23 protein-coding genes, 1 riboswitch and 1 other annotated feature are annotated in these 23,920 nt (G+C 35.8%); of the genes, 3 read left to right on the plus strand and 20 right to left on the minus strand.

Annotation, left to right across the window (positions count from 1 at the left end; all coding sequences use genetic code 11):
- Window positions 1-105 precede the first annotated feature (105 nt).
- The 6 genes from MKY02_RS11190 to trpE form a co-directional block, all read right to left on the minus strand.
- Window positions 106-747, minus strand: a complete 642-nt coding sequence (locus tag MKY02_RS11190) for a hypothetical protein (protein WP_038181661.1) — start codon at window positions 745-747, stop codon at window positions 106-108.
- A 106-nt stretch (window positions 748-853) separates the two neighbouring features.
- A complete protein-coding gene (locus MKY02_RS11195) occupies window positions 854-1,267 on the minus strand; it encodes a GyrI-like domain-containing protein (protein ID WP_038181659.1) in 414 nt (137 codons plus the stop codon).
- A gap of 14 nt (window positions 1,268-1,281) precedes the next feature.
- Complete coding sequence (locus MKY02_RS11200) at window positions 1,282-1,725, minus strand: DUF1801 domain-containing protein (RefSeq protein WP_235175690.1); 444 nt, start codon at window positions 1,723-1,725, stop codon at window positions 1,282-1,284.
- A gap of 203 nt (window positions 1,726-1,928) precedes the next feature.
- Window positions 1,929-2,369, minus strand: a complete 441-nt coding sequence (locus MKY02_RS11205) for a hypothetical protein (protein ID WP_076065043.1) — start codon at window positions 2,367-2,369, stop codon at window positions 1,929-1,931.
- A gap of 173 nt (window positions 2,370-2,542) precedes the next feature.
- Window positions 2,543-3,130 (minus strand): anthranilate synthase component II, encoded by a 588-nt coding sequence (locus MKY02_RS11210; RefSeq protein WP_076035308.1) that lies wholly within the window; start codon window positions 3,128-3,130, stop codon window positions 2,543-2,545.
- Entirely contained in the window at window positions 3,127-4,515 is a 1,389-nt protein-coding gene (gene trpE, locus MKY02_RS11215) for an anthranilate synthase component I (protein WP_340711184.1), read from the minus strand. Before trpE ends, MKY02_RS11210 begins: the two co-directional genes overlap by 4 nt.
- 67 nt (window positions 4,516-4,582) lie before the next feature.
- Window positions 4,583-4,794, minus strand: a binding site (T-box leader).
- Window positions 4,795-5,004: 210 nt separating this feature from the next.
- On the opposite strand from trpE, the gene MKY02_RS11220 reads away from it, so the two are divergent.
- The gene (locus MKY02_RS11220; RefSeq protein WP_038181650.1) at window positions 5,005-5,961 is read left to right on the plus strand and encodes an alpha/beta hydrolase; all 957 of its coding nucleotides are present in this window, start codon (window positions 5,005-5,007) and stop codon (window positions 5,959-5,961) included.
- A 237-nt stretch (window positions 5,962-6,198) separates the two neighbouring features.
- Here the strand turns inward: MKY02_RS11220 and MKY02_RS11225 are convergent, their stop codons facing one another.
- The 14 genes from MKY02_RS11225 to MKY02_RS11290 form a co-directional block, all read right to left on the minus strand.
- Window positions 6,199-6,612: a pyridoxamine 5'-phosphate oxidase family protein gene (locus tag MKY02_RS11225; protein ID WP_038181647.1), complete on the minus strand. Its 414-nt coding sequence runs from the start codon at window positions 6,610-6,612 to the stop codon at window positions 6,199-6,201.
- A gap of 71 nt (window positions 6,613-6,683) precedes the next feature.
- Window positions 6,684-7,430 (minus strand): hypothetical protein, encoded by a 747-nt coding sequence (locus tag MKY02_RS11230; protein WP_340711186.1) that lies wholly within the window; start codon window positions 7,428-7,430, stop codon window positions 6,684-6,686.
- A 168-nt stretch (window positions 7,431-7,598) separates the two neighbouring features.
- The gene (locus MKY02_RS11235) at window positions 7,599-9,827 is read right to left on the minus strand and encodes a S8 family peptidase (protein ID WP_076035306.1); all 2,229 of its coding nucleotides are present in this window, start codon (window positions 9,825-9,827) and stop codon (window positions 7,599-7,601) included.
- A 381-nt stretch (window positions 9,828-10,208) separates the two neighbouring features.
- Window positions 10,209-10,937 (minus strand): ECF transporter S component, encoded by a 729-nt coding sequence (locus MKY02_RS11240; RefSeq protein WP_076035305.1) that lies wholly within the window; start codon window positions 10,935-10,937, stop codon window positions 10,209-10,211.
- Window positions 10,886-12,592, minus strand: a complete 1,707-nt coding sequence (locus tag MKY02_RS11245; RefSeq protein ID WP_340711188.1) for an ABC transporter ATP-binding protein — start codon at window positions 12,590-12,592, stop codon at window positions 10,886-10,888. The genes MKY02_RS11240 and MKY02_RS11245 overlap by 52 nt, the downstream gene beginning before the upstream one ends.
- The gene (locus MKY02_RS11250) at window positions 12,565-13,446 is read right to left on the minus strand and encodes an energy-coupling factor transporter transmembrane component T (protein ID WP_076035303.1); all 882 of its coding nucleotides are present in this window, start codon (window positions 13,444-13,446) and stop codon (window positions 12,565-12,567) included. The genes MKY02_RS11245 and MKY02_RS11250 overlap by 28 nt, the downstream gene beginning before the upstream one ends.
- Before the next feature lie 25 nt (window positions 13,447-13,471).
- Window positions 13,472-14,398: a DUF4430 domain-containing protein gene (locus MKY02_RS11255; RefSeq protein ID WP_076035302.1), complete on the minus strand. Its 927-nt coding sequence runs from the start codon at window positions 14,396-14,398 to the stop codon at window positions 13,472-13,474.
- 74 nt (window positions 14,399-14,472) lie between these two features.
- A complete protein-coding gene (locus tag MKY02_RS11260; protein WP_340711191.1) occupies window positions 14,473-16,044 on the minus strand; it encodes an Ig-like domain-containing protein in 1,572 nt (523 codons plus the stop codon).
- Window positions 16,045-16,232: 188 nt separating this feature from the next.
- A riboswitch (cobalamin riboswitch) is annotated at window positions 16,233-16,425 on the minus strand.
- 160 nt (window positions 16,426-16,585) lie between these two features.
- Entirely contained in the window at window positions 16,586-16,744 is a 159-nt protein-coding gene (locus MKY02_RS11265; RefSeq protein ID WP_038181633.1) for a hypothetical protein, read from the minus strand.
- Between the two features lie 150 nt (window positions 16,745-16,894).
- Entirely contained in the window at window positions 16,895-18,340 is a 1,446-nt protein-coding gene (gene panF / locus MKY02_RS11270) for a sodium/pantothenate symporter (RefSeq protein WP_179078258.1), read from the minus strand.
- A complete protein-coding gene (locus MKY02_RS11275) occupies window positions 18,340-18,606 on the minus strand; it encodes a YhdT family protein (protein WP_038181624.1) in 267 nt (88 codons plus the stop codon). The genes panF and MKY02_RS11275 overlap by 1 nt, the downstream gene beginning before the upstream one ends.
- 489 nt (window positions 18,607-19,095) lie before the next feature.
- The gene (locus MKY02_RS11280) at window positions 19,096-19,887 is read right to left on the minus strand and encodes a putative hydro-lyase (protein ID WP_076035299.1); all 792 of its coding nucleotides are present in this window, start codon (window positions 19,885-19,887) and stop codon (window positions 19,096-19,098) included.
- A 22-nt stretch (window positions 19,888-19,909) separates the two neighbouring features.
- Complete coding sequence (locus MKY02_RS11285) at window positions 19,910-21,130, minus strand: NRAMP family divalent metal transporter (protein WP_076035298.1); 1,221 nt, start codon at window positions 21,128-21,130, stop codon at window positions 19,910-19,912.
- A gap of 14 nt (window positions 21,131-21,144) precedes the next feature.
- A complete protein-coding gene (locus tag MKY02_RS11290) occupies window positions 21,145-21,906 on the minus strand; it encodes a LamB/YcsF family protein (RefSeq protein WP_076035297.1) in 762 nt (253 codons plus the stop codon).
- 210 nt (window positions 21,907-22,116) lie between these two features.
- Here MKY02_RS11290 and pxpB point away from each other — a divergent pair, with 210 nt between their 5' ends.
- Together pxpB and MKY02_RS11300 are read left to right on the plus strand one after the other, a co-directional pair.
- Entirely contained in the window at window positions 22,117-22,842 is a 726-nt protein-coding gene (pxpB, locus tag MKY02_RS11295; protein WP_038181611.1) for a 5-oxoprolinase subunit PxpB, read from the plus strand.
- Window positions 22,839-23,834, plus strand: a complete 996-nt coding sequence (locus MKY02_RS11300; protein WP_038181606.1) for a 5-oxoprolinase subunit C family protein — start codon at window positions 22,839-22,841, stop codon at window positions 23,832-23,834. Before pxpB ends, MKY02_RS11300 begins: the two co-directional genes overlap by 4 nt.
- Window positions 23,835-23,920: the final 86 nt, after the last annotated feature.

Genomic DNA, 23,920 nt, shown 5'->3' on the forward strand with positions numbered 1-23,920 from the left:
ATCAGAAAATTAAAACTATTAAAATATAAATAGATTAATCCATTTAAGAAAAATAAAAAAGCAGGGCGGCTACCCCTGCTTCATTAAAATTCAATTGTACAAATATTATTTTTTTCCGCCGACATTAAATGCTTTTAGCTCTTTTTCAAATGTTGCTTGATTTAATACAAGCTGCATTCCCTTTGATTCATCTATTGCTAATTGCATATGCTTTTTATAATTTTCTAGATTTTTCAATTGCAGTGCAATTTCTGCTTCTACAGCATGTGTCATCCATGCTTGGTCAAAACTATAAGTGCGTGCTTTCTTATAATTTTTTTGTAAAACGTCAGCAAGTGCTAAATGGTAGCTTCTATTAGGTTCTCTTTTAATTTCCTTAGCAAACTTAATCGCATTTTCATATTGCCCTAGTCGATAGCTACGTAAAAATTCAAAGCTATTACGGAGATCTGGCTGCTTATATTTCGCAATGATACGATCTATCTCTTTCATTTCATCCTCTAACGTGCCTTCTTTTACTGCAAGAACATGTGCGAAAAGTGGATTTCTACGTTGATTACGCATCGCTCGTTCAATTTTCTTCGCATCTTTAGATAAGTACATAACAAGTACATTATTATAAATCACGGCAGCCACAGCAATTATAAAGACGACAACTATGACCCATGTAGGAGCATTAAACCATGCAAGTACGAAACCAATTACCGCTAAAAACAAATACAGTAAAACTAACCTTAAATAATACAAACTCTTCACCTCGAGCTTATTGTACATTAATTTTATAAATAAAGCTTTTGATATATATACGAAATCAATTAAAAAAGCGTAGAGTATAATACTCTACGCCGGACTTTTAAACGATTGGCACCCAAACTTCTATATCGTGTAAATCTTGGCCGATATATTTCTCAAAACTCATAGATGGACGATGTGTAACTTCCTGATTACTGAATAATTTTCGGAATGTATCTTGAATCTGGCCGATTCCACCAGCAACTTTACCGACTAAGTATCGACCTTCAGGAATCTTAACAGTCACTGCTGTAATTTCATCTGGTAGAAGATGATCGTCAATACCTGCGACGTAATCTAAACCGTCTTCATTCATTTGAATACAAACACCATATGATACGTCCTGCGATACGCTATAGCCTTCAAGGACATTCGCAAGTTCCTCCCACTTCTCGGGAATATCTGACGTTTTTCCTTGATGAATACTCAAACCTTTCACAACAAGCCCATCAATTTCTTCGATACGTGTCTGCATTCAAAACACCCCTTCTATGCTTTTTTAAGTTGCTTCTCGTACAATTCTATCCATTCATCTACTGTCATTTTACTGACGAGCTCAGCAATTAACGCATATGGTATATTCTTGGCATTCGAAAACCGTATGCAACTCTTACCCATATTGAGCTTAGTAGTCATATGTTTCGGGTATTCAGTAACAAACCAGTCAAGTAACTCCGGTTTAGAATAGATCCCCATATGATACAGAGAAAGGTGTTGCTTTTGAGCTGCTACACCTATGAATGGTAGCGGTTCATCAGGACTGCAGTGATAGCCATTCGGATATATTGACTTCGGTACTACGAAGTTCGGCATCGAATACTGCATGACCAATTCAAAACCTGGTGGTAAATTTTCTTGCACCGTTTCGAAGAGTTTTCGAAACGCCTCACGCCTGTTTTCATCAACATTTTCAATATATTCTGAGATTTCCAACTCCAGCCCTCCTTTTCCAATTATTATACGCAATAATATTGAAAATACAAACAACTAATTACTTTTTATTGGATATAGCATTATTTTATAAAAAAGAATTATCCAGTAAAAAGGATAGCTTAATCGATATCGCACTGCTGAAGGTTGAATAATAACAAATATAATATTTTTTTATTACCAACTTTCTAGGGATTTTTGTCTGTTTAAAATAGATTTTCAATGTATTTATAAATAGATTTATCTTTAAATTCGTAAAGGTTAGCATTATTTTCACTACCCTCATAATTAAAAACAGAAAAAACCTGATTATTTTCAATTCGTAATCCAAATTTTCTATCCCCAGCTATCCATATAGTAATCCAGTAAGATTCATCTATTTTGATAGAACTTTCTTTTACTTTTTTTATTTCTGCTTCGGAAATGGTAGATACAAATACATTTATGTCTTGTTCTTTAGTATAGAGTATTTGCTTACTATCCGATCCTCTAATAAGTTCTATTTGACTTATAACTCCAACATCTGCTTTTTCCCAAAATTCATTTTTGAAAGAAGCTTTACCTACTCCACTAAAGAAGATATAACAAAAAACGAATCCAATAATAATAACTAGAGATATAACAAAAACGCTCTTATTTCCTTTCATCAAATCCCCCCATCTCATCACTTTATTCTAACTTTTAGGTATTTATAAATTTTTTATGTCATTTGGTGAAATAAAAATTGAAGGTTTCGATTCAAAGAATACAAAAAGAAAGAAATGAAAGCCCAATCCTCTCAGTATTATTAATAAGAGAATTGGGCTTATTTTATGATTAGTTAATCATTATAAACGGTACAATAGGATTCAATAAACGAATGGATCATACTATCCCCTTCAGGCGTACCGATGGATTCGGGATGAAATTGCAGGCCAAAGACTGGATATATTTTGTGTTGAATAGCCATTATCTCGTTATCATCAGTAGCTGTCGCAGTTACTTTAAAGGCTTGTGATAACGTTTTAGGCTCGATCACTAGTGAATGATACCTCATAACAGAGAGCGGACCATTAAGCGCTGAGAATAGGCCAGCTTGCTCGTAATCAACTAAAGATAATTTACCATGCATGATATTTTGTGCCTGCACGATCTTTGCACCAAAGGCTTCTGCAATCGATTGGTGACCTAGGCAAATACCGAGAATGGGAAACTCTTTATAAAGCTCTTGTACAATCTGTACAGAAATACCCGCTTCAGATGGCGTACCAGGTCCAGGTGAAATGATAATAGCCTCTGGTCGCATATGACGGATATCGTCTATAGTCAGCGCATCATTTCGCACGACTTGAACATCTTTCCCTAATGCACTCACTTGTTGATAAAGATTGTATGTGAATGAGTCATAATTATCGATTAATAGGATCATTTTCGCACCTCCAAAAGCGCTTTTGCTTTATTAAGTGTCTCCTCGTATTCGCTATCTGCAATTGAGTTATAGACAATACCAGCACCTGCTTGCACATGTGCTTGACCGTTTCGAACAACCATTGTACGAATAGCTAGGGCCATATCCATATCACCGGAAATTGAGATATGGCCTACTGCCCCGGCATATACACCACGTTTTGTCGTTTCTAACTCATTGATAATTTGCATTGCACGAATTTTAGGTGCACCTGACACAGTGCCTGCGGGCAAGCAGGTTGCTAGTACATCTAACACATGAATATCGTCTTTTAACTCGCCAGTCACTTCAGAAACAATGTGCATGACATATTTGTAGTATTCAATATCCATATATTTTGGTAGCTTCACTGAGCCAATTTTGGATAGTTTACCGATATCATTGCGTCCGAGATCGACTAACATACGATGTTCAGCAATTTCTTTTTCATCTTCAAGTAAACCTTTGGCAAGTTCAGTGTCTTCTATAGCCGTTTTACCACGAGGACGCGTTCCGGCAATCGGATTTGTGGTAACAAGTCTATTTTTAACCTTTACTAGACTTTCAGGTGAAGTACCTAAAATGATATAGTCTTCAAAATCCATATAAAACATATAAGGTGAAGGGTTAGATGTACGTAATTTTCTATATAAAGAAAATGGATTTCCTGAAAATGGCGATGAAAAACGTTGTGAAAGTACGACTTGGAATATATCACCTTGCTTTATATGTTCCTGAGCGGTTTTGACCATATCACAAAACGACACTTCATCCATTGATGATTTAAATTCTAAAGTATCTCCTTCCACTTCAGGTTGTGACACAGTTGTCATTTGTAGGCTTGTCACAATCTCTTGAATACTTGCCTTCATTTCTTCAGGACTACGACCACTATTAAACAAATCAATCGCAACAATTGATACAGTTTGTTGTAAATGATCATAAATAATAAATGAATCGTAAAAAAGCATATGCATATTCGGCATGTCTAGCTCATCTGGCAAAGAATTACCGATTTTTTCAAAATAAAAGGCAGTTTCATAACCGATATAGCCTATTGCTCCACCAAAGAAGGCAAACGGATAGTCTTCCTGATTTAATGGTAGCATTTCTTTTAAAACATCAATTGGAGAACGTTGTAATTCACTCTGCTGCCCTTTTTTCAAAATTATCGTACCATTTTCCGTACTTTTTAACTCTGCGATTGGATTCAAGGCGATAAATGAATATCGACCACTTTCTTGGTGCTTAGCAGACGATTCAAAAAGCATTTTCTTTCGACCTCTTACTGCTTGATAAATGGATATCGGTGTCATCATATCCCCTTGAAGTGTTACCATCTCATACTCTCTCGTCTTAACTGTCATTTGCTCAAACTCCTTTTCTCAGCTCATCTCAAGTAACACAAAAAGCCCCCCATAGAGACTATTCTCTATGGAGGGCGGAAATTCCGCGGTACCACCTCAATTGCAGCAAAAAACGCTACCACTATAAGCGATATAACGATTCGCCAATCGAACTGCCATACTCAACTTTCAAGCAGTCACTCAAAGGTCCATTCCATCAGTTGCTACGTATCGGTTTCCACCTAACCCGACTCTCTATCCGCGCATTCCTTAAGTACTAATCCTTATCTACGAGTTCTGTTATACAATTGTGGTAAAATGTTACTTGCATTTATTATAAAGAGAAGTGTCTTAAAATTCAATCATTAATTTATGGAGACTTCTTATTGAAGTAAAACAACACTTAGGCAACTTATAAAATGCTATGGTAACAAAACTATTTCAAATTACTACATATGCTATACTTTGAACTATTAAAATATTAATAGTTCAGTATAAAGGAAGTGTCTTATGAAAAAATTCAGTATTATTTCTTCAGTAATTATCGTTATATTAGTCATTGCTTATGGCTTAGTAGGAAATTATTTTTACAATTTTGCTTTAAATGCTAATACGGAAAAAGAATTTTTAACAGGTAATCCACATTTAGCTAAATCAAAAGCTGTTTCAGCAGAAGTAGCAAAAACAAGTGAATTAGCGGATGTTGCCTTTTCCAAAGAACATCCACCTATTACAACAAGTATTGTTTCTTCAGATAAATTAACATTAAAAGGTCATTTATATGAAAACAACAATACAGATCATAAATGGGTCATTATCGATCATGGATATACTTCGAATAACACGCTGATGGTTCGATGGATACGTAATTTTTATGAAAAAGGATACAATGTGATAGCACCAGATCTTCGTGGACACGGAGAAAGCGATGGAGATTACATCGGCATGGGATGGGATGATCGAAAAGACATGCTTTTATGGATCAAGACAATTACTGATAAAGATCCAAAAGCTGAAATTGTCTTATTCGGAATTTCCATGGGAGGGGCCACTGTCATGATGACCTCTGGCGAAAAATTACCTTCAAATGTCAAAGTAATTGTTGAAGATTGTGGTTATTCATCTGTTATAGATGTATTTACATACCAGCTTGATGACTTGTTTAATTTACCTAAGTTCCCTGTTATGAACGCGGCTAACACTATAACGAAAATTCGTGCAGGGTATGATTTAACTGAAGCCTCTGCAGTCAAACAAGTGGCGAAGAGTAAAACACCTATGCTATTTATCCATGGCGATAAAGATACATTTGTCCCTTACGAAATGCTAGATGAAGTATATAACGCAGCTAATGTTGAAAAAGGAAAATTAATTATTCCAGGGGCAGGTCATGGAGAAGCTGAAAAAGTAGATCCTGAGAAGTATTGGAATACAGTCTGGGGATTTGTGAATAAATATATTGATTAATATAGAGAAACATTGCTCTGGGAGTAGGTGCTCCCAGATCTTTTTTACATTAAGAAGCCAAAATCTTTACAATTATAGATTTTGGCTTCAATTCTTAACAATTTAGTTATAACCGCGCTTTTTGGCTATAACCACATTTCCTTAATATGGTAATCTCCATATGATGTGCGATTTTATGAGTTTATGCTTATACAATCAAGTTACTCATTTTATAATAAATTCAACAATTTAATCTTTTTATTTAATTTCTAACTCTTGCGGAGGCTCACCTTTTTTATTTAGAAGTGTAATTCGTTCAGGATCAATTTTCAAAATGACCATTTCTTCAGGTTTATCAAATATTAATCCTGATAGCTTACTTAGAATCTTCGTTTTCTTACTTTCATCATCAAATTGAGTGACTTTTCCTTCATACTCTACATAGGCATCGCCAAAACCGTTACCGTCATAGCCAAGTAATATGTGTGTAAAAGGATTTTCGTGCAGAGTATCATATTTAGTTGTCTCTTTACTTGTTGCTGTGTAGAGAGTCAAATCATCATTAAAAAAGGTCATGTAGCATGAATACGGTTTGTTATTATGCACTGTAGCCATTGTCCCAACTTTACTATCTTTTAAAATAGACAGAATATTATCGTTTAAATCATTCATAAAGAAAACAACTCCTTATATATTATACGTTCTAGTGTATATTTCCCTATAAGGAGATATATAAACATTATCTATTCCGATTTGTTTTGAAAAAATGCAAGCATATATCGTAAGTAATGTCGAGTCGTTGTTATTCTATCTTCTAATGATTTAGCAATGACATCATAAAATGCCGTCCCAGCGTCTGTTCCTTTTAATTTCCGTATAGTACGTCTTTCATCAGGCCAGTAACCTACGAGTAAATTCGTTTCTTCCATTTCACGTGCGATTTGATATAAATAACCGTTTGAAGGAGTCCACCCAAACACATCTTCTAGTTGTTGACCTACTTCTGCCATATAAAAGGATGATCTTGTTTGACTTAGTTTAAGTGCCAAATAGCGTACGATATCCTTTACTGATATAAGTTTTGAGAAATAAGCACGAAATTCTTCAGGAAGCGGATGGTTAGGTGCTTCTGGTTTTTCCCCATTTTTTGTTAAGGCGTAATAAAAACGATCCAATACGAGTACGATTTCATGGAATTGCTGGACATAAAGTTTTTCATATCTGCGGAGTCGTTCAATACCTAGATCAGTAGCATGATAAAATAGACGTTTTTGTTCTTGTCTCACTTTTAAAGCCCCATCTGCTTCTAGTTGTTTAGCAATGCGTGCAACATATTCATAGCCAACTGGGCGTCCGGGGAAGTTATTTTGAAAGGTTTTATGTATTTCAACAGAATAACATTCCGTTTGTTGTGTTTTGAATAGCCAATATAGTGCTACAGTGTCCCTAATGCTAAAGCCAACAGTTTGTTGAAACGTTTTTTCTTTCATATACAACACCTTCCATTTAATAGTTTTATTTACATTTATTATAAACCTCGTTAGTCCATATGTTCAACAAAAAATATACCCCCATATATACTCCCCTCCCCTTTTATTATCAACCACTTAGATTAAGCGGTTTAAGAGGATAAGAGACCTATATGGAGGCGCCTTTTTCTATGATTGCACATTAACTAAAGTACTTTTACTACGATTATGTGCTTGATCAATAGCATAAAAAGAAACAGTTGAATTTCTCTTTAACTTTTTAATTTTCAAAGTGAATTTACCTGAAGATTTCACTTCGGTTTTAGCCAATATCGTTTTCCCTTTATTCATTTCAATTATTGAAAACGGTTCAGCAGTACCCGTTATGATTGTTGAGTGACTTGTTACCTTATTTACTTTTGGCTTAGCTGGTGCCGTTTTATCTATAACTGTCAATCTTTTTACTGGGCTCGAATTGCCTTGTTTATCTGTAATATAGACGGTTAATTGACTATTAGCCTCTTGTTTTTTTATAGCAGCAATATAGCTACCATTTGATTGGACAGTAGCTTGAGCTATTTTTTTATTGCCTTTATAAATTAAAAAAGTCGTATTTGCTTCGGCAGTACCGCTTACATTTATACTCCGATCAGATACCTTTTTTACTGAAGGTGAATGTAAGACTTTCTTCAGAGGTGTTTGAATGATGATTGCTACACCTTTCGATATATTTTTAGATTCGTCTTCTGTTTTCACTTCGATTTTATACGTTTGACTAGGGTTCAGATTACGTATTGTATATGTAGATTCTTTCGTCGTAGCCACTTTTTTATTATTTACGTATATTTTAGACTGTTTAAAGTCTTCGCTTGACGGCTTTCTCCAATTAATCGTTGCAGCATTAATTTTAATTGATGAAGCTATTAATTTTGTCACCTCAGCAGGGGGGCTGATGTCCTTTAACGTATGCAATTGCAGGTCTGTACCATTGGATGATCTTCCGTCTCGACTTACAACTTTCAAAGTAATCTTATAGTCTTTTGAAGCCTGTAATTTTTTCATTGTATATTTATTTGAAGTAGTGGTTGTTACTAGTTTATCATCTAAAAAAATGGCTACTTTTTTAACGTTCGTATCATTTGGTAATGAAAAACTAACAGTCGCTGTATGATCGGTTACTTTTTCAATTTGAGGATCAACCAAATCTTCAATGACTGAGTCTTCGGCTTGTGGGTATTGAACTAGACCATGCCCATATAAATTGTCAATACCTGTTATACCAAGGTCAATTGCCTGTTCATCTAATTTTGCACGTAATTCTTTCGCTGATAAAAATGGATATTGTTGTTTTAATAGTGCGAGAATCCCTGTAACATGAGGAGCTGCATAGGAAGTACCGCTAGCATAAATCAATTTGCCATCCTTATTTATCGTTGGTACAGCTTCACCTGGAGCAGTAAGATTCATTGATGACCCTGTATTTGAGAACGAACTAATCTTTTGTTTAGCACTAACAGATGAAACGGCAATAACTTGACTATATCTTGCAGGATACGTAACATTTCTGTCATTGCCATCATTTCCAGCTGATGCAACAATTAAAATACCGGCGTTATAAGCTTTTTGAATAGCATTTCGTAGTGCAGGTACATCAATATATAATCCAGATGAAATATTAATAATGTCCATTTTGTTTGCAATTGCCCAGTCAATTGATTTGACGATTTCTGTTGTAGTCCCACTCGTTGTGCCATCCGCATATTTCAAGGAATACAATTGAACATTTGGTGCAACCCCAATAACATCACTTGTTTTTTGGTCTTTTAAATAGCCACCAACTCTCGCTCCAATGACTGCAGCTACTGATGTACCGTGACCATTATTTCTTATACCTCCACGATCCACATTGTCTGATTCTTTAATGGTTGTTTCTGGCATATCCCTTACAAAGGATACTCTTCTCGCAACATTTGGCAAATCATCAATGAGGTTAATCCCTGTATCAATAATTGCTACTTTTACTTTATTGCCAAAAATACCGCTATCCCATGCTACAGGTGTATTAATTAAACTTAGATTCCAAGTAGGTACTAACAAAGGTTGAACCGGTGTATCCAAATCAGCTAAAGTCATAGGTGCTTCTTTTGTATCAACAAATTCAATGTTCGGATCTTTTTTTAGTTCAGATAATTGCTGTTCAGTTAAAGTTGCCTCAACCATTTCCACGTTATGCAGTACTTCATTGACATCTTCCACGTCACCTAACACCTTCTGCTTACCTTCTTCATTCTTATATGAGATCAACGCATTGATTGTATCTTCTTCAGCGTAAGCGGATTGATGGTTATCGGATAAGGTCCATAAAGCTGTTAAAGCAAGACATGAAATACTAATATTTTTCCATAATTTCTTCTTCACTGTTATGAGACCCCCTTTCTTCATTTTTTAGCATAAAGTCTAATATTATGTATATTTTATTCTACTTAATAGACTTTCACAAATTTAATATATTTTTAGCTCTATGAAGATTACGTGTTTCATAAGTAAAGAATACGTGTAACCCTCCTTACTGGAAGAATTGCAATTTCAACATAATTCCGGCAATGTTTATCTTATCCTTTTTATAAGCAAAAAAGATCTTCGAGTCCGGATGTTCGATTGTTCATTAAGTCTGTCATTGATATCGAAACAGACATAGAAAACGAAGAATGCTGATTGAAATTGAAAGCAAGCTGTATCAAAAAAAGAACTGTTTTAAAAGTCTAGATTTACGACTTTCGAAACAGTTCTTGTTCTTTTCTAGTTGTTCAACATCCCGTATTTCACTTTTATTCGTTCTAATTTTTCACCAATCGGTTTGGCTAAAACGAGTAAAAAAACGACATTTGATACTACATAGACAATCGTAAACGGAATAGCTGTTGACATTGCAATTAAATACCTTTTCCAAGAAAACAATCCATCATAAGAAATGACCGTCCAAATGTCCATACAGAAGGAATACATTATTCCAGCAAAAACCCCATAAATAATAAGTGCTATTTTACTTTTCATCCAACCTTTTTGTCCTAATAGACCAGCGATAAAACCAAGGATTCCCCATGTAAACATTTGAAATGGCGTCCAAGGACCTTGTCCGAAAAAGATGTTCGATGCTATGGCAGATGTCGCTCCTGTAAGAAAACCTGCTTCCGCTCCGAAAGCAAATCCGGTAATGGCTGTAATGGCCGTCACTGGCTTGAAAGCTGGAATCCAAATGAATGCTGCACGACCTGCAACGGAAATAGCCGACATAACAGCTATCGTTAAAATTTCTCGTGCTTGTGGTTTTCTTCTTTCAAATGAAACAAAGAATGGCACACATGCTAATAATACGATAATCATAGATATAAGATTGTATTTACGATCATTTAAGGTAGTCACTCCAATAAGCATGACGATTGGAATAACTACAAAAATGATGATACTGGAGAAAATTAGACGTTTACGGGAGTAGTTGTCTGCTCGAGCTGTTGATTGTGCTTGCATAACGAAATCACGTCCTCACTTGTCACTGCAAAATCATATAAATGACGCGACATTCGATGCGCTGCAGTTGTATAAAAATTATTTCCACTGTAAAACAGTTTTGGTTCATCCTCAGAAACAATATTGCCATCAAAGAACATTGCACAACGGTCAGAATATTGCGCTGAAAACTCAATATCATGTGTAACCATTACAACGGCCACACGACGCTTTTTAAGCGCTTGTAGTACTTCGGCGAATATTTCCTTAGAATATGCATCAATGCCCTTTGTAGGTTCGTCTAGAAGGATTATTTTAGGGTTTAGTAACAAGACTTTTGCTAAAGCAACTTTTTGTTGTTCTCCCCCGCTCAAATCATATGGATGACTATCTAATAAATGTCCGATATTAAGTGTTGTGATAATTTCATTCAACTGTACATTGGCTGCCTCTTTTGAGATGCCTAAGACGTCTATTATACTATCGAATTCAAGTTGTACTTTCTTTTCAACGAGTAGTGTTAATGGGTCCTGTGGTAAAACAGCTAAATTATTTCGATACAATTCGCCATTTGAAAACTTTTTAATGGATTTACCATTGATGAAGACTTTTCCTCGATACGGTTTATATAAACCTGACATTACACCTAGTGCAGTTGTTTTCCCTGTACCGTTCCCCCCTAAAATACTAACAATCTCCCCAGCACGTACTTGCATGGAGAAACCTCTTAATACATCTTGAGCATTCTTTTCATAACGGAACCATGCTTCTTTAACTTCCAAGACAATGTCATCAGGTGGAATCTCTGAACTCAATTTACTTTCTAAAGCTCGTAATTCATTAGTAAAGTGCTTTGTTAGCCAATTTCGACCATCTCTTATGGTTAGTGGAACAATGTCATTGATTTGCAATGCATTATTAATACGCACTGGTGTTGGTAAGCCTAGCATCATTGGATGAGAGGCATCGAATGCTTTTAATTGCTGTGCAACATCCTGCGGGGAATCATTACAAATAATGCGCCCTTTTTCCATGACCACAACGCGATCTGCTATTGGGAAAACCTCTTCTAAGCGATGTTCTACAAGAATAATTGTTAATCCAAGTTCTTTATTTAACTTTTGCAAAGTACCGATGAATTCCGTAGCCGCAATTGGATCAAGCTGAGATGTCGGTTCATCTAAAATCAATAATTTGGGTTGCATTGCCATAATCGCTGCAAGATTTAGCAGTTGCTTTTGGCCGCCTGATAATTCCATCGTACTTTTTCTAAACCACTGCTGAATACCGAAGAAATTCGCCATTTCAGCCACTCTACGTCGAATTGTCATCGTGTCTAATCCTAAATTTTCTAGACCGAAAGACAACTCATGCCACACTTTATCAGTGACAATTTGATTTTCTGGATTTTGCATAACAAAACCTATTTCAGAAGCTGCCACGCGATCAGGTAAATCGGCCAATGCAATACCCGCATAAAGTATAGTCCCTGATTTATCTCCATGAGGAGCTATCTCTCTTTTTAAATGTTTTAATAACGTACTTTTACCGCAGCCAGATGTACCACAAAGAACAGCAAATTCACCTTCTTCAATTATTAAATTGATATCATCTAATACTCGCTCGTGTTTGTCTGGATATTGGAAATTTACATGTTGTATTTCAATGAGCGCCATTTAATTGCCTCCCGAATTTCAATCACAATAGGTATTACTAGTAAACTAGCATAAGAAATATAAAGTCCTATGCTAATTGGAGTAAAAGCTAATTCAGTAAACGTTGGATAAAAATAATACGTCGTCATACCAAAGTAACTGCCAATAATATTCGTTAAAAGAAGTGTTAATATGATCCCAAGCAAAAGCCCATCTCTTTTTTCAAAAACGAATAATGAAAATGTGGAACGGTTTTTCAAGCCATAACCACGTGCTTTCATCGAATCAGCCGTCTCAATTGCATTTTCAAGCGCCCAAGTTATAAGAATGGAGATAATGCGAATCCCGCTTTTTACTCTTTGCCATGGGTTGCCGGCTGAAATATCCATGCCTATTGTTTTTTGTGCATGTGAAATAATAGTAATTTGATGTTTAAAACGCGGGACAAGACGTAATGTTAATGAAATGACCAGCGCTAGTGCGGGAGATACCTTACCGAATAAATAAAGAAATTTATCGGATGTCATTACAACGTTATAACAACCAAACCAAAAAATGACTGAACAGATCATAATCGACATCGCAAATCCATAAACAATAGCCTCTAATGTTATAGCATTATAATCTATGTAAAATAGAATGATTTCCCCATCATGACTAATAAGTGGATTAATAATTGCAGCGATAAAAAACATCGGCACGAAAAATTTTAAGCCGCTAACAAATGATTTTCTATTCAGTAATAGACTTAATGTAATTGCTCCAATACATGTAATGAGTAAATAAACTGGATGCATATAGAACATGGAAAGTCCGATGACAGATGCAAAATATGCGAAAAGGACAATGGGGTGATACGTTTCAAATGCTTTCATGATGCATAGTACTCCTCTTTAATCATTATTTACCTATGTCGCGACCTAGATCAACAGTGTATTGGAATTGAATATTGTCTCCATTTTTCACAGTAACTGCGCTAACCCCATAACTAGGGAACTGACCGTTTACAGAATACATCCAGCCACTTAGATCACCTGCATCAAATTCATATAAATGATTCATGCCTTCAATATAGACCGACCCATATTGATTTTCACCCGCTCCTTCATACTCAAGATGAATACCATGTTCATTTGTCGCACGTCTTAAAATAGACCAAACCGTTTCATCTTCGTTTAAGATTTCATATTTAGTTGACTTTAAAATAACGCCGTTTTTTGGGACGTATTTTTCACTTTGTAATGCAGGTTTTAACATATCCCAATGTGTCAGCAATGTTGCAGCACTAATGGAGATGGTCACATATTCTTTTTTCTTTTCATCTTCTTTATTAGGCTTACTTGGCTTTTGAGCGACGTTATTATTTTCGGGTTTTTTATCTTTGTCTGGCTTTTGATCTTTTGACGGTGATTTATCCTTAGATGGTGCTGGACTTTTATCTGGCTTCTCTTTATTTGAACTAGTCGAAGTATCTTTACTAGGTGTTTTCGAAGTTGGTGTTGATTCAGTTTTAGATGTGCTAGTTGGTTGTTCTTTTTTTGGCGTTACCTTTGCTTCATTTTTTTGTTCCTTTTGCTTTGTTTCGGTCTTTTTCTCTTCTTCGTTATTTGGCTTTTTAGCATCTATTGTTGAATCCTTTTCTATTTCTTCCTTTGTGGATACTTCACCTTTATCTCCTTTAACGATTACCTTAGTCTCACTTGCTCCATCAACACTTTGTTCTTGCTCAGTTTGATTATTATATTCTTCAACTGATTGAATCTTACAGCCAGTGATAATGATCAATGAGAGAATCATCATTAGCCATAACGGTATTAATTTTTTCATATATCGCACCTCTTCTTATAGATGGGAATAGGGTGCTGGAGATAAACTCCAACACCCTTCCTAGATCTTTCAAGTTATTTCGTTTTAACCGTTACTTTTGTCGCGTTACTTTTGTTACCAGCCTTGTCTTTGGCATAGACTGTTAATTTAGTATTAGCTCTTTGATTTTTAATTTTAACAGTAAATTGCCCCTTACTATTTACAGTACCTTTACCGATAGACGTTTTACCTTTTAGTACATACACTTTTGCATCTTTTTCAGCTGTACCAGTCACTTTATTAGTCGACTTTGTTACTTTTTTAACTGATGGTGCTTTAGGAGCCGTTTTATCAGCTACTTTTAATGTGAATGCTTTGCTCTTATTTTTAGATGCATCTGTAACATAAATTTTCAATGTTGAATTAGCTTTTTGCTTTTTGATTGTTAAAGAGTATGTGCCTTTTGTAGATGCAGTAGTTGATGCTAGTAGCTTAGAGCCGTTATAAATCGTAACTTTCGCTCCTGCTTCAGCTTTGCCTTTAACAATTGTTGTTTGATCACTAACTTTATTAGCTGTTGCTACTTCAGGTGCTGTAATGTCAAATTTAAGTGACTCTGCAGCATCAGACATATCATAAATACGGTTTTTGCCTTTTACAAAGCGGTCATATGCAGCAAGTGCACGTAATCCTTGATCTGAAGACATTAAGTTTGGAATTTTAAGTGATAAACCGCTTTTTAATCCACCTGTAGCACTATCTACAAAACTTACTAGGTTAGAAACAGCCCAGTTACCATTACCTTTGACGAAACGTGGATCCGTCTTTGGATTTGTTTGATTAGACGTTAAATTGATGATGAATTGAGATACCGTTTCAGGGCTGTCACCTTTTGCCCACTCTGAGTAGAAACCACCTTGTTCACCTAGTTCTTTACCTAAATAATCATTTGCTTTTTCAACTGCTGCTTTTACCTTGTCATCCTTTGTATAAGGTGCTAAAGCCGTAGCCGTCATTGATGTTGAATCTTTATCAGATCCATAATCTAGAGCCCACGCAAATGATCCATCTTCAAATTGATCTTTTACTAAATCATTTACTAATTTAGTTCTTGTAATCTCTGCATATTTCGATTCCGTTGATAAATCATAATTTTTCGTATCAATAGCATTTAAGAAATGAAATTTATTCCCATTAGTTAATTTTTCTGCTTTTTCTGTAGCTAAATATGTATCATACATAGACTTAACTAAATCATATCCCCCAATATTACGTGGATCTTTGTTGATTGCTGTTAGTGCAATAATGACTTTTGAATATTTACCAACGTCTTCAGAGATTTTGCCATCTTTACTTTTAACCTCTTTGACTAGATTATTGTAATAAGTTTCATAGTATTTAGATGGAACTGGTACGCTAGCACGAGCGAAATCAGTTACGTAGTCTTCATCACCAAATGATGGATTCGGCACTTGTTGTAGTAAAAATGCCGCTGTTGAATTTAGAACGTTTTTATAACTGACATCTTTCGCTGGTACTTGAACTGTCGCTGACGTATTTTCTGCAGCGGTTACTGTCGACAATTGTCCTGGTAGTTGTGAAAACGCTAATAAACTTGCCATACCGATTGGTGCTGCCCATTTTCTTACCCATTTACTTTTGTACATGTTGAAATCCCCCATATCTTTTTGTGAATTATTAGTAGTTTTCACTTCAAAAGGATACAAAAAAATGTAAAAGGGCAAAAAAATATCCCTTTACACAATGCAAAGAGATTTTGGACGGCGAAATGCCAGAAAAATGTACAGTTATATACAAAAAGGCCTTCGATGCTCCAAATCTCCCCCTCGAAGATTGAAACTACATTATAAAAGCAGGTCTCCTGGCTTGTGTATCTATTTACTCTTGTTCCTTCCCAGCGCATTATACATGCACCAGTGGTTTGCAACAATTTCATCCTCACTTACAGTAGCGGGGCTGCATCGGATTTACACCGATTTCCCTTTTAGCTTATGATCAACATAAGCACTCTTATAAGAACTATTTAATTGTCTATTAATCTAAAGTATTTCATAAAAGTTTTAGAATGTAAATTAATATTTTTTATTGTATTAAAATTCAGACTTTTTCGTATTAAAACAATAAAAACATAATAAAACCCTACCTGTTTTTAGCAAAGGGTAGGGTTTTTATAAAATTACTATGGCATCAGACTTCGTAATCATCGCTTCCCTTCGTATGTTGATTGAATGCGTTTAACTGCTCTACTGTTAAGTTTCTCACGTAAAGATAAAAATTCATCGACTCCATACCATAATTTTCACAAGCTAGACAATACGTTTCATAACCTTCTCTATACATTTCCATGTGGATACCCTCCTGTTATATAACAAATTAATTATTTTTTATTACTATATAACAGTCAGAGTTATCTGTCAATTGATTCATCAAAAAATATTTACCGTTTTTTCAACATAAAAACACCAAACTTTTTAATTGAAAGTTTGGTGTTTTATATTAAATAATCGATGTCCCAGTCTTAACTTTGTCCTTCGTAACAAGACTTACTACAACAAATGCTACTAAAGATAAGATAATCGGCAACGTAACCGTATGCATACCTAATACACTTGGCATTATTTGATCAATGTAGATATAAGATGAAATCCCGATAATCATCGATGCAATTGCACCGTATTTGTTTCCTGTTTTCCAGTAGAGACCAAATACAACCGGCCATAAGAATACAGATTCCAATCCACCGAAAGCAAATAAGTTCAGCCAAATAAGTAAATCTGGTGGACGTAGAGCTACTAGTACCACTGCTATCCCAATAACTGTAGTCACATAGAAACTTGCTTTTTTAATCTGTGCATCTGATGCAGTTGGTTTTATATAGTTTAAGTAAATATCCTTTACCACAGTTGAACTTACTAAAATAAGTAAAGCATTGACGGTAGACATAATGGCCGCCATTGGAGCAGCTAGAACAATTCCTGCTAAATAAGGGGGTAATACTTTTAGCGTTAGTAAAGGCATCACTTTATCGCCTATTTCTACGCCTGGTAATACTGGACGTGCTAGTACACCGATTAAATGCATGCCAAACATAACTGTAGCAAGTGCAATTGTGCCAATGATAATGGCTGTATGCATGCCTTTTGAGTTTTTATATGACATGGCACGAACGGCAATTTGAGGTAAGCCAATAACACCTATCCCAATTAAAATCCAAAATGTCGAAACATATAATGGCGTTAAACTACGATCTGCCCCATAAGGAGATACAAGGTTTGGATTTTCAGCTACTAAATCACTCATGATATTCGATATTCCACCACCAGCAATAACCGTAGCGACAAGTAAAATAACTGTCCCAATGACCATTACAGAACCTTGTACTGCATCTGTTAATGCTACTGCACGGAAACCGCCAATAATCACATAAATTAATACAGCACCTGCAAAGATAAACAATGCAGTAGAATAGTTTAAGCCTGTTAATGACTCAATTAATCGCGCTCCACCAATCCACTGAGCTGCCATAGAAGCAAATAAAAATAAAATAATACTGATTGCAGATACAATGACAACTATTTTGCTTTGATATCGTTCTCGTAAAAAATCAATTAGTGTTATTGCTTGATATTTACGTGCAATAATTGCAAATTTTTTACCGAGAATCATTAGAACGAAGTAACCTGCTGGTAACTGTGCCATGGCCAAAAGTACCCAACCGAGGCCTGTATTATAGGCAACACCTGGTCCACCAATAAAACTACCAGCACTTCCGTAAGTGGCCATCATTGTCATCGCAAGTAAGAAGCCACCCATTTCACGTCCGCCAAGGAAATATTCTTGCAAGAACGAATTTGATTGCATGACTTGGCGATTCGCCCATATCCCAATTCCAAAAATAACTACTAGAAAAACAACTAATGGAATAATCACTTGCCAATGTATCATTTGTGTTCACCCTCCTCATCGTCAAATGGCACATCTTTGAAGAGGAATTTAATGACGAAAATTATAAGGATGACCATGAAAATAGTACCTGCAATACAGCTATAGAAAAACCACGCTGGAAAACCAAGTACATATGTATAAGAAGACGGATCTCCTGATCCCATCCCATAAGCAAAGCCAAACCAAATACTAAAATTGATGATTACAAGAATCACCCCAATGATGGCTTCACGATGCGCAATCTTAAATCGCTTATCATTCATATAACAATCTCCTTTGTGAAGAATCACAACATATTAAAAATAAGTTGCTTTTATAATAATACGTTCTCATTTAAAAAATTGAAAGTATAGAGTTTAGTTTACATAATATTATTATGTAAACTAAAGAAATAAGTATTATTTTTGTATAAAAACATTAAATTATAATAAATGGTAATTAATGCTATGATGGTTTATTTCCGAAGTAGCTAAGAGGAACCCTATTTACTCATTTAGGTTGAGAGGTAAAAGAAGGAATACCTTTAAAAACAACAAACTGGCAACTACAAGATGTAATTCAACGTTATCTAGAACAAGTTAGAGGTGGCATCCCATTTGGCGCTGAGCAAGCTAATTTCAAGTATAAAGTGGTTCACCACTTTATACTTGAAATATTGGACATAGATTGTGGATTTAGTGGCATAAAATAAGCTAAAGATATATAAAAAAGCGCCCTTAAGTTATGTTTCTAACTTGAGGGCGCTATAAAACTTAAAGTACGCTTAAATTATCATCTTTTAAATCACTAATGAACATGCAGCCTGGTCCGTGCGTAATCATTATAGCTGGTTTACTTTCCATCGCTACAGCTTGAGGCGTAACACCACAAGCCCAAAATACCGGAACCTCATCTTCTTTGATCGTTACAGCATCTCCAAAATCAGGAGTATTTACATCTGTAATCCCAATTCGGCTTGGATCTCCGATATGAATCGGTGCGCCATGAACATCTGGAAAGCGAGAAGTAATTTGTACAGCTCGGATTACATCGGCATGTTTCATAGGACGCATACTAACAACCATTGGGCCTTCGAAAATACCTGCTTTTTCACATGGGATATTCGTTTTATACATAGGTACATTACAGCCTTCTTCTATATGTCTTACTGGAATACCACTTGCAAGAAGTGGTGTTTCAAAAGTGAAGCTACATCCTAGTAGGAAACATACCATATCATCTTCCCAATAATCTGTAACATCGGTTACTTCTTCAGTAAAAACACCATCACGATATATTCGATATCTCGGAATATCTTTGCGAATATCTGCATCAGATGCAATAGAGTTAGGTGTATACGACCCAATATCGGATACATCTACTAGTGGACAAGATTTTGGATTGCGTTGACAGAATAATAAGAAATCATAAGCATACTCTTTCTTTAAAATCACTAAGTTTGCTTGCGTATAGCCTTTAGCCATACCTGCTGTTGGTCCAGTCAATTCACCATTTCGAATTAATGCTCGAATAGCATCTGGAGTCATCGTATCGTATTGTGTCATCACAATTCCCCTTTCTTTTTCACTAGCTAAATAGTTTTGGTAATTCGATAATAAGTGTACGAACGCTAAGTACAGCCATAACAACTACAACAAAAATACCAGGGATGGTTAACCACATCGGATGCTTATAATTACCAACAACATCTTTTTTATATGCTGCGATCAATAACGTACCAAGTGCAAGCGGTAAGATTATTGCATTGATTGCTCCTACTAAAACTAGAATTTTCACAGGTTTACCAACGAATGCAAATGTGATAGTTGATACAACGATAAAGGCGATAATTACCCAGTTATGATATTTTTCAATTAATGGATGGAATGAACGAATAAATGATACTGATGTATATGCAGCACCTACTACAGAAGTAATAGCTGCAGCCCACATAATAACACCAAACATACGATAACCGATTTCACCTGCAGCTAATTTAAAGACAGAAGCCGGTGGGTTAGCAGGGTCAATTGCTAAACCTTGGTGTACAACACCTAATACTGCTAAAAACAGAGCTACACGCATAATACCTGTAGCAGCAATACCCGTTACAGAACTCTTTGTTACATCTGGTAAAGATTCTATACCTTTAACACCTGCATCAAGTAAGCGGTGGCCACCGGCGAATACAATGTAACCGCCAACTGTTCCTCCAACTAAAGTTACGATTGATAAAATATCCAGTTTTTCAGGTGTAAATGTATTAGCTAATGCATCACCAACTGGAGGCGATGTTGTAAAAGCAACGTACATCATTAGTAAAATCATGATAAAGCCAGCTGCTTGTGCAACCTTATCCATCGCTTTACCTGCCTCTTTTACAAGGAAAATGAAAATTGCAAAAATTGCACTTATTACTGCACCCGTAATCGGATCTAAGCCGAGCATAGCATTTAATCCTAGACCAGCTCCTGCAACGTTACCAATATTAAATGCTAGACCACCAATAACAATCATGATGGCTAATACCATACCTAAACCAGGAAGTACTTTGTTGGCAATCTCTTGACCACGCATACCTGATACTGCGATGATACGCCAAACATTCATTTGAGCGAAGACATCTAAAATAAGTGAAACTAAAATAACAAAGGCAAAACTAGCACCTAATTGTTGTGTAAAGACCGTCGTTTGTGTTAAAAACCCTGGTCCAATCGCTGATGTTGCCATAAGGAAAGCAGCTCCTAATAAGACGCTGCGTCCTACTTTCTTTCTCCCTTGCCCTTGATCTAAGTTAACCTTTGTCATATGAAAACCCCTTTTTATACGTGAAATGCTTGAACGTTGATGTTGTTTTTCTCCAATGTGTTTCGAATATATTTTGCAAATGCAAGAGCATGTACTCCATCCCCATGGATACAAACAGTGTCCGCTCGCAATAATACTTTCGTTTGTTGTTGAGACTCAATATAGCCTTCTTTGACCATCGTTACGACTTGATTTACAGATTGTTCTTCGTCTGTTACTAAAGCATCTGATTGTGTACGTGAAGTAAGTGATCCATCCGCTTGATATGTACGGTCAGAAAATACTTCATGAGCTGTTTGGAGACCAAGTTTTTCTCCTGCCTTCGTTAACTCACTTCCAGCTAATCCAAATAACACAAGTTCAGGTGAGACATCATAGACAGCTTGTGCTATAGCCTCAGATAATGCCTGGTCTTTCGCAGCCATATTATATAAAGCTCCGTGAGGTTTTACGTGCTGCATTTTCTCTCCACAAGTAGATAAAAACCCTTGTAGTGCACCAATTTGATATACGACCATGTCATAGCCTTCTTGAGGAGTAATTTGCATTGGGCGACGTCCAAAGCCATTTAAATCTGGTAATCCAGGATGAGCACCAATTTTTACCCCTTTTGCAATAGCCATTTTAACAGTTTCCCTCATCACTGTTGGGTCTCCGGCATGGAAACCACATGCTACATTAGCTGAAGTAATATAATTTAAAATCTCTTCTTGTTCCCCTAGTTTGTATTGACCATAACTTTCTCCTAAATCGCAATTCAAGTCTACACGAAACATTTTCTCAGCCCCTTACTAATTCAAAATCAATTTAATGTCAGTTTTTCTAACACAAAATTTATATTATCACTAAATCATTATTCTGAAAACATTTATTTTTGAACTTTCTCACTATAGTGAATTATCAAATGTAAATATCTTACTTGTCATTTACCTTTATGTATCTATATGATTATAATGTTTAAAACGCAAAATGAGGGGTTGTACACTATGGGAGAAGAATTTAAACATGTGAAATTTAAACCTTTAGGAGATTCAGCAGTGATGGTTCAAATCGGAAATACGATTGATCCATCGAACTGTACTATCTTACAAAATTTAGCATCATTGCTTGAGGAACAGCCATTTGAAGGTTTTATTGAAGCTGTTCCAGCATATACAAATATTACAATCTACTACAATCCTTACACTCTTTTTAAGGTTAATGGAAATGTAACATCATATAGCTTTGTATGTCAGTATGTGCAACAACTGATCACTCAAATGACAACAGTTAAACAACACACGCAAAGAGTAGTTGACATTCCCGTTGTCTATGGTGGTGAATACGGCCCAGATTTAGAATATGTAGCCAAAATCAATGGCTTAACGACTGATGAAGTCATTCAATTACATAGTGCGAATGAGTGTCTTGTTTATATGCTTGGTTTTGCACCTGGCTTTGCTTTTATGGGAGGCATGAATGAAGCTATAGCAACACCTCGAAAAGAAACACCTAGACTTGCCATTCCCGCACTTTCGGTTGGGATTGCAGGTAAACAAACGGGAATTTATCCATTTGAAACACCTGGTGGCTGGCAAATTATCGGTCGTACACCACTCGATTTATTTTTACCAAATGAAACACCTCCTTCTCTTTTACAAGCAGGTGATTGTATTCGCTTTAAACCAATATCAGAAAAAGAATACAAACAATTGAAGGAGACAAGATCATGACAGTTACAATCGTTAAACCTGGTTTATTAACTACCATCCAAGATTTAGGGAGATTCGGGTCACAAAAATATGGAGTCATCGTTAGTGGAGCTATGGATGCTTATTCATTAAGAATTGCGAATATTCTTGTAGGTAACCTAGAAAGTGAAGCCGTAATTGAGGTTTCATTATTTGGGACTGTATTACAATTTAATGATGACCACCTAATTGCACTTACAGGTGGAGATTTAACTGCAACGATTAATAACGAACCAACACCACTTTGGCGTCCATTTATTGTGAAAAAAGGAGACGTATTAAAGTTTAAAAGAGCCCACAAAGGTTGTCGTGCTTATGTAAGCTTTGCTGGCGGTATTCAAGTTCCTACTGTAATGAATAGTAAAAGTACATATTTAAAGGCGGGCATGGGCGGATTTGAAGGCAGAGCATTACAAAAGCAGGATGAAGTAATAATCGGACCTTATACTAAAAAAAATAAAGAAATACATCAATATGCAATACAACTAGTAGGTCCTGCTTCGTGGTCTGTAAATTACAACGAATTAATCTCATTAAATCAACAACAAACAATACGAGTGATGCCTAGTACTGAGTGGGATAGTTTTACCACCGAAAGTCAGCAGTGCTTAACAAACAACTCCTACACGCTTTCTACAGAGGCTGATCGTATGGGGTACCGCTTTGAGGGACCAGCATTATCTTTGACAGAGAAATTCGAATTATTATCAGAGGCTGTTACGTTTGGTACCGTTCAAATCCCACCTAGTGGTAAACCGATTATTTTAATGGCTGATCGCCAAACAACTGGTGGTTACCCGAAAATGGTTCAAGTCATTACTGCTGATTTAGCTAGCCTTGCACAGTTACAAACAGGTGCTAAAATTCATTTCGAACTAGTAACATTAGAAGAAGCTCAACAAGCATTAATAGCAAATGAGCAAAAAATAAAAACCATTGCTGCTGCTATTCGCTGTTCTGCAAAGCTTTCTTAATATTAAAAAGAGTGCCTTGTATTGTCCAACTAAAATATAGAAGAACAAAAAGAAAAAGCATGTTTTGAATGAAGATTATTCAAAAC

This window comes from Viridibacillus sp. FSL R5-0888 (assembly GCF_038009105.1).
Classification (GTDB): Bacteria; Bacillota; Bacilli; order Bacillales_A; family Planococcaceae; genus Viridibacillus; species Viridibacillus arenosi.

Excerpts from the sequence above, each read along its gene's own strand:
- MKY02_RS11195 (WP_038181659.1), bottom strand. The coding sequence starts at position 1,267 with ATGCAGACACGTATCGAAGAAATTGATGGGCTTGTTGTGAAAGGTTTG.
- MKY02_RS11205 (WP_076065043.1), bottom strand. The coding sequence starts at position 2,369 with ATGAAAGGAAATAAGAGCGTTTTTGTTATATCTCTAGTTATTATTATT.
- MKY02_RS11210 (WP_076035308.1), bottom strand. The coding sequence starts at position 3,130 with ATGATCCTATTAATCGATAATTATGACTCATTCACATACAATCTTTAT.
- trpE (WP_340711184.1), bottom strand. The coding sequence starts at position 4,515 with ATGACAGTTAAGACGAGAGAGTATGAGATGGTAACACTTCAAGGGGAT.
- MKY02_RS11220 (WP_038181650.1), top strand. The coding sequence starts at position 5,005 with ATGAAAAAATTCAGTATTATTTCTTCAGTAATTATCGTTATATTAGTC.
- MKY02_RS11225 (WP_038181647.1), bottom strand. The coding sequence starts at position 6,612 with ATGAATGATTTAAACGATAATATTCTGTCTATTTTAAAAGATAGTAAA.
- MKY02_RS11230 (WP_340711186.1), bottom strand. The coding sequence starts at position 7,430 with ATGAAAGAAAAAACGTTTCAACAAACTGTTGGCTTTAGCATTAGGGAC.
- MKY02_RS11240 (WP_076035305.1), bottom strand. The coding sequence starts at position 10,937 with ATGCAAGCACAATCAACAGCTCGAGCAGACAACTACTCCCGTAAACGT.
- MKY02_RS11245 (WP_340711188.1), bottom strand. The coding sequence starts at position 12,592 with ATGGCGCTCATTGAAATACAACATGTAAATTTCCAATATCCAGACAAA.
- MKY02_RS11250 (WP_076035303.1), bottom strand. The coding sequence starts at position 13,446 with ATGAAAGCATTTGAAACGTATCACCCCATTGTCCTTTTCGCATATTTT.
- MKY02_RS11255 (WP_076035302.1), bottom strand. The coding sequence starts at position 14,398 with ATGAAAAAATTAATACCGTTATGGCTAATGATGATTCTCTCATTGATC.
- MKY02_RS11260 (WP_340711191.1), bottom strand. The coding sequence starts at position 16,044 with ATGTACAAAAGTAAATGGGTAAGAAAATGGGCAGCACCAATCGGTATG.
- MKY02_RS11265 (WP_038181633.1), bottom strand. The coding sequence starts at position 16,744 with ATGGAAATGTATAGAGAAGGTTATGAAACGTATTGTCTAGCTTGTGAA.
- MKY02_RS11275 (WP_038181624.1), bottom strand. The coding sequence starts at position 18,606 with ATGAATGATAAGCGATTTAAGATTGCGCATCGTGAAGCCATCATTGGG.
- MKY02_RS11280 (WP_076035299.1), bottom strand. The coding sequence starts at position 19,887 with ATGACACAATACGATACGATGACTCCAGATGCTATTCGAGCATTAATT.
- MKY02_RS11285 (WP_076035298.1), bottom strand. The coding sequence starts at position 21,130 with ATGACAAAGGTTAACTTAGATCAAGGGCAAGGGAGAAAGAAAGTAGGA.
- MKY02_RS11290 (WP_076035297.1), bottom strand. The coding sequence starts at position 21,906 with ATGTTTCGTGTAGACTTGAATTGCGATTTAGGAGAAAGTTATGGTCAA.
- pxpB (WP_038181611.1), top strand. The coding sequence starts at position 22,117 with ATGGGAGAAGAATTTAAACATGTGAAATTTAAACCTTTAGGAGATTCA.
- MKY02_RS11300 (WP_038181606.1), top strand. The coding sequence starts at position 22,839 with ATGACAGTTACAATCGTTAAACCTGGTTTATTAACTACCATCCAAGAT.